Origin of the sequence: Bacillus sp. COPE52 (assembly GCF_003355115.1) — a bacterium.
GTDB classification, from domain to species: domain Bacteria; phylum Bacillota; class Bacilli; order Bacillales; family Bacillaceae_G; genus Bacillus_A; species Bacillus_A toyonensis.
Map to the genome: position 1 here is coordinate 2,030,239 of NZ_CP031292.1, position 14,706 is coordinate 2,044,944.

The 14,706-nt window shown below is 34.3% G+C and carries 16 protein-coding genes and 2 pseudogenes; 14 read left to right on the forward strand and 4 right to left on the reverse strand.

The genetic code is table 11. The annotated features are described in order from the left end of the window. Positions 1-364 precede the first annotated feature (364 nt). The 5 genes and pseudogenes from DPQ31_RS10240 to DPQ31_RS10260 all read left to right on the forward strand — a co-directional run bounded on the left by DPQ31_RS10240 (position 365) and on the right by DPQ31_RS10260 (position 4,225). Positions 365-1,168 (forward strand): annotated as a pseudogene (locus DPQ31_RS10240) (DUF3952 domain-containing protein). 33 nt (positions 1,169-1,201) lie between these two features. Beyond that, complete coding sequence (locus DPQ31_RS10245; protein ID WP_097956881.1) at positions 1,202-2,023, forward strand: DUF3952 domain-containing protein; 822 nt, start codon at positions 1,202-1,204, stop codon at positions 2,021-2,023. Between the two features lie 86 nt (positions 2,024-2,109). Further along, positions 2,110-2,203 (forward strand): annotated as a pseudogene (locus DPQ31_RS29830) (DUF3952 domain-containing protein); the annotation flags it as partial. Between the two features lie 227 nt (positions 2,204-2,430). Beyond that, positions 2,431-3,225, forward strand: a complete 795-nt coding sequence (locus DPQ31_RS10255) for a hypothetical protein (RefSeq protein ID WP_208731854.1) — start codon at positions 2,431-2,433, stop codon at positions 3,223-3,225. A 199-nt stretch (positions 3,226-3,424) separates the two neighbouring features. Next, positions 3,425-4,225 carry a DUF3952 domain-containing protein gene (locus DPQ31_RS10260; RefSeq protein ID WP_097956877.1) on the forward strand — a complete coding sequence of 267 codons (801 nt, stop codon included), beginning with the start codon at positions 3,425-3,427 and terminating at the stop codon, positions 4,223-4,225. A 292-nt stretch (positions 4,226-4,517) separates the two neighbouring features. Here DPQ31_RS10260 and DPQ31_RS10265 read toward each other — a convergent pair whose 3' ends face one another. Next, positions 4,518-5,303, reverse strand: coding sequence for a GNAT family N-acetyltransferase (locus tag DPQ31_RS10265; RefSeq protein ID WP_208731855.1), 786 nt, complete (start codon positions 5,301-5,303; stop codon positions 4,518-4,520). Between the two features lie 131 nt (positions 5,304-5,434). Between DPQ31_RS10265 and ytfJ the strand changes: the two genes are divergently transcribed. The 4 genes from ytfJ (at position 5,435) to DPQ31_RS10285 (ending at position 7,451) form a co-directional block, all read left to right on the forward strand. Further along, positions 5,435-5,860, forward strand: coding sequence for a GerW family sporulation protein (gene ytfJ / locus DPQ31_RS10270; protein WP_000349987.1), 426 nt, complete (start codon positions 5,435-5,437; stop codon positions 5,858-5,860). Between the two features lie 160 nt (positions 5,861-6,020). Next, a complete protein-coding gene (locus DPQ31_RS10275; protein ID WP_142306996.1) occupies positions 6,021-6,797 on the forward strand; it encodes an oxalate:formate antiporter in 777 nt (258 codons plus the stop codon). Between the two features lie 51 nt (positions 6,798-6,848). Continuing rightward, positions 6,849-7,169: a hypothetical protein gene (locus DPQ31_RS10280; protein WP_000761186.1), complete on the forward strand. Its 321-nt coding sequence runs from the start codon at positions 6,849-6,851 to the stop codon at positions 7,167-7,169. Between the two features lie 69 nt (positions 7,170-7,238). After that, the gene (locus tag DPQ31_RS10285; protein ID WP_000798747.1) at positions 7,239-7,451 is read left to right on the forward strand and encodes a hypothetical protein; all 213 of its coding nucleotides are present in this window, start codon (positions 7,239-7,241) and stop codon (positions 7,449-7,451) included. A gap of 29 nt (positions 7,452-7,480) precedes the next feature. Here DPQ31_RS10285 and DPQ31_RS10290 read toward each other — a convergent pair whose 3' ends face one another. Continuing rightward, the gene (locus DPQ31_RS10290) at positions 7,481-7,819 is read right to left on the reverse strand and encodes a hypothetical protein (RefSeq protein ID WP_001253195.1); all 339 of its coding nucleotides are present in this window, start codon (positions 7,817-7,819) and stop codon (positions 7,481-7,483) included. Positions 7,820-8,175: 356 nt separating this feature from the next. Between DPQ31_RS10290 and DPQ31_RS10295 the strand changes: the two genes are divergently transcribed. From DPQ31_RS10295 to DPQ31_RS10315, 5 genes are all read left to right on the forward strand, one after another. Beyond that, the gene (locus DPQ31_RS10295) at positions 8,176-8,856 is read left to right on the forward strand and encodes a class I SAM-dependent methyltransferase (protein WP_000160055.1); all 681 of its coding nucleotides are present in this window, start codon (positions 8,176-8,178) and stop codon (positions 8,854-8,856) included. A 94-nt stretch (positions 8,857-8,950) separates the two neighbouring features. Then, positions 8,951-10,639: a formate--tetrahydrofolate ligase gene (locus DPQ31_RS10300; protein WP_098710804.1), complete on the forward strand. Its 1,689-nt coding sequence runs from the start codon at positions 8,951-8,953 to the stop codon at positions 10,637-10,639. A gap of 90 nt (positions 10,640-10,729) precedes the next feature. Next, a complete protein-coding gene (locus tag DPQ31_RS10305) occupies positions 10,730-11,257 on the forward strand; it encodes a hypothetical protein (RefSeq protein WP_000460213.1) in 528 nt (175 codons plus the stop codon). Positions 11,258-11,276: 19 nt separating this feature from the next. Further along, positions 11,277-12,446 (forward strand): DEAD/DEAH box helicase, encoded by a 1,170-nt coding sequence (locus DPQ31_RS10310; protein WP_208731856.1) that lies wholly within the window; start codon positions 11,277-11,279, stop codon positions 12,444-12,446. Between the two features lie 171 nt (positions 12,447-12,617). Then, positions 12,618-13,001 (forward strand): VOC family protein, encoded by a 384-nt coding sequence (locus DPQ31_RS10315; protein ID WP_000581484.1) that lies wholly within the window; start codon positions 12,618-12,620, stop codon positions 12,999-13,001. Between the two features lie 41 nt (positions 13,002-13,042). On the opposite strand, the gene DPQ31_RS10320 is transcribed toward DPQ31_RS10315, so the two are convergent. Further along, entirely contained in the window at positions 13,043-13,681 is a 639-nt protein-coding gene (locus DPQ31_RS10320) for a zinc dependent phospholipase C family protein (protein ID WP_097954747.1), read from the reverse strand. Between the two features lie 29 nt (positions 13,682-13,710). Then, positions 13,711-14,697: a quinone oxidoreductase family protein gene (locus DPQ31_RS10325; protein WP_000644650.1), complete on the reverse strand. Its 987-nt coding sequence runs from the start codon at positions 14,695-14,697 to the stop codon at positions 13,711-13,713. Positions 14,698-14,706: the final 9 nt, after the last annotated feature.

A 14,706-nucleotide genomic window follows, 5' to 3' on the forward strand; every position in this document is an offset into this window, starting at 1 on the left:
ATGTACGCGGTAGCCATAGGTGCAGCAGAGTTCCAATTATTAGCCTATTGTAGATTTAAATTTCCATCATTTTATATTTCGTGGGAGGAACATGAAAGGGAACGTCAGAAAAGACTAAAGCTTTATGAAGAGGAGGAAAAAAAGCAAGCCAAAGAAATAAAATAAGTTTTGGTTTCTGAAAATTCGAATAGAATATATAAGCAATTAAGGTTTGTATATAAATCGATGCTATTAAAAATTAAAGCATCTTCAATATAATCTGTACGAGTAAATAAATATCAGTAAGTAAAGGTGAAATGTATTACTTTCCAAAAAGGAACATAATGAACTTAAAAATGCCTAGAGAAATCAACGGGGTGTCAGTATGAAGTTAAAGAAGAAAGCTAAGATGATGATAGTTCTATCAATAATAGCAAGTTTATTAAGTGGATGTGGTTTTGGGGAGACGAAGATAGAGTATGAGAGATTAGTAAAGGCATTGGATGAAGGTGATATGAAGACGGTTATGTCTGCGAGTGATGATGGGTATGCTTATGTGAAAGAAGAGGTTAGGGATAGCACGTTTTGAGCGGAAAATGATAATCGCGTTAGCGTTGTATATCAAACAACAGGAGGAATATACAATATTAAAGAAAAAAAGCTCTATGGAACAACTTTGCAAGAAATTGCTAGTTCATTAAATAGTGAGCAAAAAAAAGAAGAGATTGTATATAGAACTAGTATTAAATATGAAGATAATCAATCAAAAAGTCCAGATCAAAATTTGGATGTTTCGAATGTTCGATTTATATTTAATAGATTAAAGGGAATAGATAGTTTAAGACCAAAAAAAGATAAAAAAAGATTTAGTGAGTCATCCAAGGTAACATATTACTTAACTGAATCGGAATTTCAAGAAATAATTAATAATAAGTTAAAGGTGGACTACGATAAATTTGATGAAGCAATATTATTAATGGAATTTAGTTCGGCGAAAGATTCAAAAGAAAATCCAATGGAATTCACTACAATAAGCATCACAATGGGATATGAAAGAAAGAATAAAGAAGGCCGATTAATAAGGCATGATCAAAAAATAGCAATCTATTTAAATACTAAAGAAGATAACGATAAAGCTTCTAAAACCCGATATGAGGAGTATGAAAAACAATATTTGAATAATAAGTAATGTATAAAATAAGGGGAAAGGTGTAGTTATGGCATGAGTAAAAGGTTAGTTGAAAAAATAGTTATTGTAATGACAGTAACGTTTTTACTGAGCGCGTGCAGTTTCGGGGAAACAAAAATAGAGTATGAGAGATTAGTAAAGGCATTGGATGAAGGTGATATGAAAACGGTTATGTCTGCGAGTGATGATGGATATGCATATGTGAAAGAAGAGACTAGCGACAGTACTTATGAAGAAAAAGAAGATGGTGAACATAGCAGGATAATATATCAAACAACCCATGGAGTATATAATGTGAAAGAAGACGACTTATATGGGAAAACAACTCAAAAGGTTGTTACTGATATAAAAAATGATAAAAACGTTGGTAGTAATCAAAATTACAAAAAAGAAACGGTCTATAGTACAAATTTAAAAAATGAAAAATCCCGTTCAGTAGCCCAGGATCAAGCTATGAATGTTTCATATGTAAAATTAATGTTTAGAGGATTAAATGAACTTAGTAAATTGAAACCGAGTGAAGATACAAAAAGATCTAGTGAACCGAGCATAATAAGCTATGATTTAACTGAATTACAGTTTAAAAACATCATGAATGATAAGTTGAATTTAAAATATGATAAATTTGATTCTGCAATATTGATGATTGAATTTAATACGCCTAATAATACAAAAGAAAATCAAATGAGAATAACACAAATAACAATATCGGTAAATTATGAAGAAAAAAAAGAAGATAAGCTTATAAAACGCAATCAAGAGATTTCAACATATTATCATACCAGGGAAGATAATATTCACAGTTCCAAAAAAGAATATGTAAATTATGAAAAAGAGTATATAAATCAAAAATAATATATTTTAATTGAATTTTGAGAACAATAAATGTTGTGAAGATATGAGTAAAGGGGTAGTAAAAAATAGTTATTGTGATAACAGTTATGTTTTACTGAGCGCGTATAGTTTTGGTAAATCAAAATAGAGTATGAGAGTCTAATAAAGGCATTGGATGAAGGTGACAAGAAGACGGTTATACTTAATTGAAAGAAGAATATTTGGAACTTTTGAGAAAAAAGAACACTACTTGAACCATCAAAAGGCATTCTGATTAGATGATTATGGTAATTAATATGGTAATGATATACCTAAAAGATTATCTGAATTTAGTTGTACAAAGATCTATGTACTTAAAAATATTAAGAATGTAATAGAATTTTAGTGAATGAAAATTATTTAAACTGTATAGAAGGTGAAATGTCAGGGTGTGGAATATAAAAGAAGAAGATTTAAATGAATTTAAAAATACTTGCAAGAATCGCTTAAGTCCCGATTGGGCGACAGGGGTTATGTTTGGAACGATGTTTTTTATTTCATTAATAATGTTTTTTCTTATTGGAGGGTTAATAAGGTTTGGTTGGAGTTATTACCCGACTCTCTTTGATAAAATAATTGTTAGCCTTGAGTTAGTGTTTTATAGTCTTCAAGTAATTTTTTTAATTATTTATCTGTTTCCTAAGATGCCATTTAAATTACAGAAACTACAAACACTTGTGGTACTATTATATGCATTTCAGCTAGGCACTATAACATTTACAATGTTGATAATCCCAGGGATGTCGAATTATTCAATTGATCAAGTTACATTAATGTATGTCGGGTTATTATTTTTAGGTGCAGTAATTTTACATATTTTAGCGACTATTGATACTTTTAGACAGGCAAGTAAAGGGGCATTTAATACGGGAGAAGAATCCTCTTCATTTTTTAGTAAAACAAAGAGGATTGCAATTAAGAGTGCTCTAATTTATGTGTTAACTCTTCTCATTTTAATTTATGTGCATAATGATTATACACTAAATATTTTAGGATTGTATGCGGGAGGAACTCTAATCATGTACGCGGTAGCCATAGGTGCAGCAGAGTTCCAATTATTAGCCTATTGTAGATTTAAATTTCCATCATTTTATATTTCGTGGGAGGAACATGAAAGGGAACGTCAGAAAAGACTAAAGCTTTATGAAGAGCAGGAAAAAAAGCAAGCCAAAGAAATAAAATAAGTTTTGGTTTCTGAAAATTCGAACAGAATATATAAACAATTAAGGATTGTATAAAAATCGATGCTATTAAAAATTAAAGTATCTTCAATATAATCTGTATGAGTTAATAAATACCGGTAAGTAAAGGTGAACTATATTACTATCAAAATGGGAATGTAATGAACCTAAAAATGCCTAGAGTAACTAACGAGGTGACAGTATGAAATTAAAGAAGAAAGCTAAGGTGATGATAGTCGTGTCAATAGTGGCAAGTTTATTAAGTGGATGTGGTTTTGGAGAGACAAAGATAGAGTATGAGAGATTAGTAAAGGCGTTGGATGAAGGGGACATGAAGACTGTTATGTCTGCGAGTGATGATGGGTATGCGTATGTGAAACAAAGAGGTATATATAGTACATATGAACAAAAGGAAGATGGAGAGCATAGAAAAACAATCTATCAAACTTCGGAAGGGATATATAATACGAAAGATAAAAGTTTATATGGAAGTACAACACAAGCGGTTACTTCAGCAGTAGACAGCAAAGATAATAAAAAAGAAGGTGTTTATCGTACCAATATTATGTATAAAAATGGACAGGTGAAAAGTCCGGATTCAAATCTGGATGTTTCATACGTAAACTTAATTGTTGATCGTTTAAAAGGAATAGGGAAACTAAAGATGAAGCCCGGAGATGATATAAAAAAGTTTGATCAACCTAGTACAGTTGGATATAAACTAAATGAATCAGAGTTTCAGAGTATTGTTAATGATAAGTTGAAAATACAATATGATGAATATGATGGTGGATCGATTGTACTGCATATAGATTCTAAAGATGGTTCAGAGCAGATATTGGAGGTAAGTATTGTAATAAATTATAAGAAGCGAAATGATGAAGGTAAGTTAGTAGAATATATATCACAAATACATACATCTTTTGATAGTCACCAAGGTAATAATCAGGATGCGAGACAGGAATATATTGATTTTAAAGCAAAGTATAATAAGAAACAGTAATATTAAGAAGGGCATTTGCACGTAAAGATAATAGTAACATAAGTGTGATAAATCTTTCATAAATATTTCTATTTGTAGTGGAAAGAATTTGAGAATAAACAGGTAGCCCCAATTGCTGGAGTAGATGCAACAATTGGGGCGTTTATCTGTCTAAATTTAGTTTGAATACATAACATTTTTTAGTTAGAGTCCTCGCTCCTCAAGTAGTTTCTTCATAATAACGGTTTGAAGTTTTTGTATAATCTGCTTTATTGCTAAGTTACAACTATTTCCTCTTATAAAGTATTGCTTATTATCGATACATCGTCCACATCCCGATATCTTTAAATCCTAGTCGTTTATAAATACGTCCAGCAGCTGGATTGTTATAAAATAAACAAAGTGTTCGGCTTTCTTTCGTAAAGTCCTGAATCATTTTTTGCAATATAAGCGAAGCATATCCATTTCCGCGGTAGTTCGGATGCGTACATACGCCAACAACCATGGCAGATAATGAATTTTCAGCGGAAGTTGAGGCGGATGCGATGATTGCACCGTCTTTTTCAATATAATATGTACGTCCTGTATTTGTTTCGATAGCTTGCCTTAACATTTTTTCAGATTCATTTGCAGTCGGGAATTCAGCGATGTCACTTCGTAATTTCATAATTCGTTCTATATCATCGAGTGAGGCAAGTTTAATTGTTTCATGAATTGGTGTGTTAGGTAAGTTGTTGTCATCTTGGCATTCGCAAAAATACATTTCATTTTTGGCGCCTAGTTGTACAGTTGGAGCAGTTTCAAATCTTTCTACAATAGTTGATTTGCCAGAGAGTTTAAGCGGCTTATATGCGGAAAGAAGTGCCTCATAGTCAGTAACCACAAACTCTTCTTTACTATACGGTATAAATGTATCGTGAAAGCGAAGTAAAATCGATTTTAATGTTCCGTTCTCTTCAAATACTCCCCATAATTCTTGAAAATCTGTATCATAACCGAAAGCTTCAATATCTCCAATAATAAATAAGTTAATGGATGCTTCTTCTTTTAGGTAAGCGAATACTTGTTCATGATCTTTCTTTGTTAATTTTCGCATCATAACGAATCGACCTCTTTTTTATTTTTCTAAATATTACAACTTAAGTTTTTTGAAATCAATATAAAATTTTATGTTTAGTTCACAAACTTTCGGAAAAACTAGGAAAGATATGACAAAGGAGGTTATGAACGGTGGATCATCCAATTCAAGGATTAATGAAAGCGGCAATGGAAAATTTAAAAGAAATGGTCGATGTGAATACGATTGTTGGGGAGCCTGTTCAAACGGCTGACGGTGGTGTAGTGTTAACGGTTTCTAAAGTAGCGTTCGGTTTTGGAGCAGGAGGTTCTGATTTCCAAACGAATGATGGACAAAGAGCGAACGGTAACCCTGCATTTGGTGGCGGTAGCGCGGGTGGTGTTTCTATTACACCAGTAGCATTTCTTGTGGTGAATAAAGATGGAGTAAATATTTTGCATCTACAAAATGCGACACATTTAGCAGAAAAAATGATTGAATTAGCTCCACAAACAATTGATAAAATTCAATCGATGTTCCAAAAAGATGAAAAGAAAGAGGGAAATCATCATCCTCAAAACCCAGATGAAATCCTTTAAAAACGCCTGCTTACGAGCAGGCGTTTTTTCTTGTAATCACTATGTAATAAAACACATGAAATTGTAAATAGTTTTTGAAGTTTTTTCTATGTTTCTAAAATTTTTCATGTTAAAATATGCTATAGAATTGAAACATTTAAAACGAAGGTGGCTAGGTGCTTTGTCTGGAGGATCTGACCAAGTAAAGAATATGATATATATTAATGGTAATCGTCGAGGTCATTGTTTTATTACATCAGGAATTACGTTTAAAGAGTTTGCAAGTAACATCCCTTCACCGCTTCATCAAGTTTTGCTTTTGAAGCATAACTTTGAATGGACGGATTTTCATTATCATACTTTATTTGAATATGTTGAGGAAGAAAATATACATAAGCTAATTCAAGCAGAGATTGATGAATTTGATGAATTTTGTTGGGTAGATTTTGATGATGCAAGCGATTTAGATGAATTAGAGCCAAAAGAAATTGCAGAACTGTTATATTTGGCTCACAAAAAAGAACCACTTGCAAGAACATTCTTTCCGTTGTTGAAAAATAGATTTGTTTATTTTTCACATGATGACGGGTGGTACAACAAAGTGTATTACCGTAGAATAGCTGATTTTGTTGGAATGTTAAGTAAAGTCATTCCTTATAAACTCGGTGCTTTCGGTAAGAAACGTTTTTCTTTCTTCCAAAAATCGAAAATTTTCCCAGCAATTTCAAAAGAAGTGATTATGGGGCTTATTCCATTAATGGAAGATGGTCTTTATATTGATTTAACAGGGAAAATTGAGTCAAGAAGAGGTCTTGAAATTCCGGTATATGTAGTTGGTTCGTATGAAAGTACGGATGAGGTACTAGATAATATCGATGAATTGAAAGAGGAAGCAACAGAAACAGGTTGGCTCATTTTTGATAAGAAAGAACAAGAGTGGCAATGGGTTGTTGACTAAGAAAACTTGGCGCATGAAGTCAAGTTTTCTTGTCATTTGAAAGGAGAACAAATGAAGAAATATTATACAATTGTGGGTATCGTAAGTATTATTCTCGTGGCGATATTGCTTATTACGTGTCCGAAAGAATCAGATTTTAATTCGTATGTAGAGGATAAGTATGCGTTGAAATGTGATGAGAGTAGTTTTGAATGCACACAAAATGTAGATGGTAAAAAAGAAAAGCTACAATTTGAAAGTACAGATGCACGAAATGGTGTATTCTTTATGACTGTAAAGCAAACGTTTAAAACAGAAGCTGATGTTACGAAAGAATATAGCGGAGTAGGGATGTTTGGTACATTTCTTTTTGTTTCAGAAAAGACTTTCTAGTAATAGAAGGTCTTTTTTTTATGCTTATGTTCATATAGATGAAGTAAGACAAGCATAGGAGGGATAGTGATGAAGAATACATGCATCGTTTGCGGTGGTGAGGAGTTTTTTTCCTCAACGTTGTACGCTCGTACGAAACAAGATTGGGCATATGCGCCAAACATGTATCGATTTGAAAAAGTATTTATTGAACATAGGGATGAAGAGAATTATCCGGTCTTTCAAGAAATTACAGCAAAGCACTGTTGTGGATGCGGTCATATTATGTTGTATCATGAATGAACACACCAAGTATAACTTGGTGTGTTTTTTTAAAACGCTGACAAAGCAAGCGGATAAAGTAAAGTAAATAAAACAGAAAAACTACCAAAACCAATTGCTGTATATCCAAGTGTTCTTGCTCCGAAATTAACAGCTAATAAACCAACTAAAATCGCAAGAGAACCAAGTGTAACTGGATAAAAAGCAATTGAGAATAACGAAAGAAATAATGCGACATAGCCTATCATTGCTCCGGTATTTGTACCTTCTATTTCATTTGCAATTTCTTTGCGCTCATGTCTAATTGGAATGCCGGCTGGAGATATTTCAGCTGCATACTCTTCATTTTTTTCACCACTTTTAAAATGATGATTTCTCTTTCTTCGCATGTACATCCCTCTCTTTCAATTGGGTGTATCTATAGTATCTTTCAAAATGAGAAGAGCATGAGTATGAGTTAAACCCAAGTAAAGCAAAAAATGGAGAAAATAGATTTCGTTGTTATCTTACTTATCCCGCTATTTGCGGGCAGTAAAACTTCTATTTCAAAATCGGCTAGAGTAAAGAAGTTATGTAGGAGCCGGGTTGTCTGTAAAAGCTCGATTGGTGTGGGCTAATAATCAGTAGGAACGAATAAAACCGCCACTAATTAAAGTTTCACTCTATCTCCTTATGAAGATAAACAGGGATTTTGGAAAATGATGTAGAATGAATTGAATGATAATACGTGAAGGTAGGGGAATGTATGACGAAATTCAATTGGCATGAATCAGCAGAGAAGAAGTGGGATAGTAGTGCGGAATATTGGAATCAAAATAGTCAGGAAATGTGGGATAGCGGGAGCAGGAGTACAATTATTCCATTTTTTGAACAGTACGTAGAGAAAGAAGCTCAAGTGTTAGATGTTGGCTGTGGTGATGGATACGGTACATATAAATTAAGTCGCGTTGGCTATAAAGCAGTTGGAGTAGATTTATCGGAAATTATGATTCAAAAAGGTAAAGAACGTGGGGAAGATTCAAATTTATCTTTTGTGAAAGGAGATCTTTCCGCTTTACCATTTGAAAATGAACAATTTAAAGCGATTATGGCCATTAACTCTTTAGAATGGACTGAGAATCCATTACAAGCATTAAATGAAATAAAACGTGTTTTAAAGAAAGATGGATACGCATGTATTGCAATTTTAGGACCGACAGCAAAGCCTCGAGAGAACAGTTATCCTCGTTTATACGGCAAAGACGTTGTTTGTAATACGATGATGCCTTGGGAATTTGAACAGTTAGCGAAAGAACAAGGTTTTGAAGTTGTAGATGGAATTGGTGTATATAAGCGCGGAGTAAATGAAAAGATGCTAGGTCAACTACCTACAGAGTTACAACAATCGTTAACATTCTTATGGGTATTTATGTTAAAAAACGTATAAAGAAATGAAAGAATTTTTAGGAGGTAAATAAGTGCAGAAAATACAAAAAACTGATACAATATCATCAGAACCAATTAAAGGGGGACTAGGGTATATGACAACTACTACAACAGTTAAATCCGATATTGAAATCGCACAAGAAGCGAGTATGAAGAAGATTCAAGAAATTGCAGCTGATTTAAATATTTTAGAAGATGAATTAGAGCCATACGGGCATTATAAAGGTAAGTTATCTCTTGATATTTTTAAGCGCTTACAGGATGAGAAAGACGGTAAAGTTGTTTTAGTAACAGCGATTAACCCAACTCCAGCTGGAGAAGGTAAATCAACAGTAACAGTTGGTTTAGGTCAAGCTTTTAATAAAATTGGTAAGAAAACAGTAATTGCACTTCGCGAACCATCTCTTGGACCAACGATGGGACTAAAAGGCGGAGCAGCAGGTGGTGGTTTTTCACAGGTTGTACCAATGGAAGACATTAACCTTCACTTTACTGGAGATATTCACGCAATCACAACTGCGAATAACGCGTTAGCGGCGTTTATTGATAATCATATCCAACAAGGAAACACACTTGGAATTGATACGCGTAAAATCGTTTGGAAACGCTGTGTTGACTTAAATGATCGTGCCCTTCGTAACGTCGTAATTGGTCTTGGTGGACCAGTTCAAGGTGTACCACGTGAAGACGGTTTTGATATTACAGTAGCATCTGAAATTATGGCCGTATTCTGTCTTGCAACGGATATTCAAGATTTAAAAGCACGTTTATCTCGCATCGTAGTTGCTTATAACTTTGCAAACCAACCTGTAACGGTTAAAGATTTAGGTGTAGAAGGTGCGTTAACATTACTACTAAAAGACGCATTAAAACCAAACTTAGTACAAACGTTAGAAAATACACCAGCTATCATTCATGGCGGACCATTTGCGAATATCGCTCACGGTTGTAACAGTGTTATCGCTACAACAATGGCAGCAAAATTAGGTGATTATGTTATTACAGAAGCTGGATTCGGCGCAGATTTAGGCGCAGAGAAGTTTTTAGATATTAAAGCTCGTGCAGCTGGCATTAAACCAGAAGCAGTTGTTATTGTTGCGACTATTCGTGCGCTTAAAATGCATGGCGGCATAGCAAAAGATCGATTAAAAGAAGAAAATGTAGATGCATTAGCAAAAGGTATGGAGAACTTACAGAAGCATGTTGAAACAATTCAAAGCTTCGGTGTACCTTTCGTAATTGCAATTAATAAATTCATTACAGATACAGATACAGAAGTTACATACTTACAAGAATGGTGCAATGAGCGTGGCTATGCAGTATCCTTAACAGAAGTTTGGGAGAAGGGTGGCCAAGGTGGAGTTGACCTTGCTGAAAAAGTACTAAAAGAGATCGAAAAAGGTGAAAATAACTACGCGCCACTTTATGAATTAGAATTACCATTAGAAGAAAAAATTCGTACAATTGCTCAAAAAGTATATGGCGCAAAAGATATTGATTTTGCTCCGAAAGCACGTAAGCAATTAGCTCAATACGAAGGAGAAGGTTGGAGTAACCTACCAATTTGTATGGCGAAAACACAATACTCTCTTTCTGACGATGCAACAAAGTTAGGTCGTCCATCTGACTTTATCGTAACAATTCGTGAATTAAAACCATCTATCGGTGCAGGGTTTATCGTTGCATTAACAGGAACAATGTTAACTATGCCAGGTCTTCCAAAACAACCAGCAGCACTGCAAATGGATGTAAATGAAGATGGAAAAGCAGTAGGTTTATTCTAAAAGGTTGTAATTCATCTCGTTTATCTGTAAACTATATATACATCAAGTGGCGCCTTTCCATCGAAAGGCGCCTGTTTTTTGGAGGAAATTATGTTTGATCCAACTGCTTTTGACAATTTAAAAGTAATCGTAGAAGGTGCTGTTTATGATTTTGACTTACATGGTGATATTCTTGTAACAGATCGAAAAGATATGATGGACCTTGCTTCATTAAGTCGTATATATCATATCTCGTTTCAGTTAACAGAACCGTTCGAACCATTAGTAGAAGCGACATTTTCATTATCTGTGGATGCAAAGAACTTGTCTGGTGAAATACTAGAAGTACCTCAGTTTACACCAGGATGTGAAATGAAGTTAGCATTTTCATTCCCGATAGAACAGCCAGAAGGAGTATGCGAAGAAATTGAAACTTTCATGCGTTCTATATGGGGAAAAGAAAGAATGATTATGCAAAAAGTTTCATACGAATATAATAAGCAAGCGATTTCATATCATAATAAGGTAGAGGTTCTATTTCAAAAAGCGATTACAGAAGACCATGTTGATGATTTAATAGCTGTTATTTCACACATGATAGAAACGGTGCGAACAATACAGCATTTTCTTCAAAAATAGAGATAAAGGAGAAAAACAAATGATAAAAGATATGCAACCATTTTTACAACAAGCTTGGGAGAAGGCTGGTTTTAAAGAATTAACTGAAATTCAAAAACAAGCGATTCCAACTATTTTAGAAGGACAAGACGTTATAGCTGAATCTCCAACTGGAACAGGAAAAACATTAGCGTACTTATTACCACTTTTACATAAAATTAATCCTGAAGTAAAACAGCCACAAGTTGTTATTTTAGCTCCAACGCGTGAACTTGTCATGCAAATTCATGAAGAGGTTCAAAAATTTACAGCAGGAACTGATATTTCAGGTGCATCTTTAATTGGTGGTGCAGATATTAAGCGCCAAGTGGAAAAATTGAAGAAACACCCGAAAGTAATTGTTGGTTCACCAGGACGTATTTTAGAATTAATTCGTATGAAAAAGCTAAAGATGCATGAAGTGAAAACGATTGTATTTGATGAGTTCGATCAAATAGTGAAACAAAAGATGATGGGTGCTGCACAGGATGTAATTAAATCAACGATGCGCGATCGTCAATTAGTATTCTTCTCAGCGACAATGACAAAAGCAGCAGAAGATGCAGCACATGATTTAGCAGTTGAACCACAATTAGTACGTGTAACACGTGCAGAGTCAAAAAGCTTAGTTGAGCATACGTATATCATTTGTGAGCGACGCGAAAAAAATGATTACGTAAGAAGAATTATGCATATGGGCGATGTAAAAGCAGTTGCTTTCTTAAATGACCCATTCCGTTTAGATGAAATTACTCAGAAATTGAAATTCCGTAAAATGAAAGCAGCAGCTCTTCATGCAGAGGCAAGTAAGCAAGAACGTGAAGCGACGATGCGTGCTTTCCGCGGCGGAAAATTAGAAATTCTACTTGCTACTGATATTGCAGCACGTGGAATAGATATTGATGATTTAACACATGTAATTCATTTAGAGTTACCTGACACTGTAGACCAATACATTCACCGCTCAGGACGTACTGGACGTATGGGCAAAGAAGGAACGGTCGTGTCTCTTGTAACAGAACAAGAAGAGCGTAAATTACTTCAATTTGCGAAAAAATTAGGTATTGTGTTTACGAAGCAAGAAATGTTCAACGGATCATTTGTAGAAACGAAACCGAAAGCACCGAAGAAAAAGAAACCAGCATTTACTGGGAAGAAAAAGCCTAGATAAATAATGGGAAAGACGTAACTATTTGTAGTTACGTCTTATTTTGTTCGTTGGTAAAGTAGTGAACGAGTAAGTCGATAAATTTTGTAAAGAAGTACATATCAACTCAAAAGGAATAACAATAGCACTTGTAGAAACCTACATAGAATATAAAAACCATTAGGAGGAATACAAATGATTCATAAAGTCGGACAAATTATGTTATATGTAAATAATCAAGATGAGGCAGTAAATTTTTGGACGGAAAAGGTAGGGTTTCATGTAGTAGCAGAGGAAGATAACAAGCAAGGGATGAGATGGATTGAAATCGCTCCAACTCAAGATGCAGAAACGAGTATCATACTACATAATAAAGAAGTTATTTCGAAAATGAGCCCAGAATTGAATCTTGGTACACCATCCTTAATGTTCTTCTCAGAAAATCTTGATCAATTATATACAGATTTAACAAATAAAAATGTTACAGTTGGCGAAATGGTAACTATGCCTTCTGGTAAAGTGTTTAACTTTGCTGATAGTGAAGGGAATTATTTTGCGGTTATGGAAAAGAACAAATAATGATGTTATGGAAAAATCCCCCTCGTATAAAATGAGGGGGATTAAATATTTGAAGTGGACTTTTTATTCGACAGTTGTTCGATATAAAAAGCGCATTTCTCAATAGCGGTTTCAATATAACCGACAATTTGATTAAACGTGAACACCTGTAATTCTTCATGCAAATGTTGCTCTGGATACAACATATCTTCAAAAAGGTATGTTCGAAAAGCTAAAACATTTTCTTTAGAAACTTCTGTGATATCCACAATGTGAGCCTCTTGATTAAGAAGAGAGAATAGCTGTTGTTCTTTGTCGTAATGATGAAGCAACTTTGCATTTAACAATTTAAAATCGTTATAGTACATAGGTGCGATAGTTTCGTCATTTTCTATTCGATTTTTTAGCCAAGGTAGAAAAAAGCCTTGTAGCCAATTATCGTCGGCAATGAGGTGGGTGTAATAGCCTAAAATAAATGGGGAATCTATATGTTCTTCATATTTATGAATAAATGAATCATAATCTATTCTTCTCGTATAGTTCTTCGTTGTACCGGCATAAAAATGTGAGGTGCCTTTTTCTTTTTTTGAATGAACAGCATCAGGGGCTACAGCTCCAAGTAAGAAAGAAGTTTTATCTTGAATACATAGTTTCTCAGCAATACCGTTAGCGATAATCACATGCATAATTCTTGATCCCATGAATGTCACCTCTGTTTCAAGTATTCATTTCAGGAAGGGGACTGAACGTTTAGTATTACTTTCCCTGTACTTTTTCTACTTTCGACCCATTCATGTGCTTTCCCTGCATCTATAAAGGGAAAAGATTTTGTAGCCTTAATTTGCAAACTTCCATCACGCAAATAACGGAAAACTTCATTTGCAGTTTCTTGGAGTAATTCAGGACGTTTTTTCCGTGTAGTGCCGAAGCTGAATCCGAGTATAGAACGGCAACTTGCGTGTAAGTCTTTCGTTTTGAAATTGCCAATTTCACCGCTCGCATTGCCGAAATGAACGAGGCGTCCGTAATAAGCAAGACATTTTAAACTTCTTTCCGAAACCGTTCCAGAAATAGAATCTAAAATTACATCAACCCCTTCGCCATTTGTCAGCTCATTGACCTTCTCTACAAAATCTTCATCTTGATGACATATAACATAATCAGCTCCAGCGTCTAAAGCAATTTCTTTTTTTGCTTCACTTCCGACAGTACCGATAACTTTCTCAGCCCCTAATAGTTTTGCAAGTTGAATAGCAGTAGTGCCAATTCCGCCAGCAGCTGCATGAATGAGTACAGATTCACCTTGTTGAAGCCTTGCAACATTTGTGAGTAAATTATAGCTTGTAAAAGATACGATAGGGCAAGCGGCTGCAGTTTGGAAATTAACTTCATCAGGTAAAACGAAAGTAAGATTTTCATTTGCAACAATATATTCTGCGTAAGATCCATTTTGAGGAAAAGCAATGACACGCTGTCCAGGATGAATATTTTTAACTTGAGAACCGACTCGTTCTACAATACCAGTGGCATCTATCCCTGGAATAAAAGGAAATGTTTTATTTCCTTTTTTGCCATAACGTGATTTAATATCGGCAAAATTAACACTAGTAGCAACAACACGAATTAACACCTGATTGTCTGAAATAGTCGGCATATCCACATCAGTATATTTCATCACTTCCGGACCACCGAACGACGTTACAACGATAGCTTTCATCATATATCC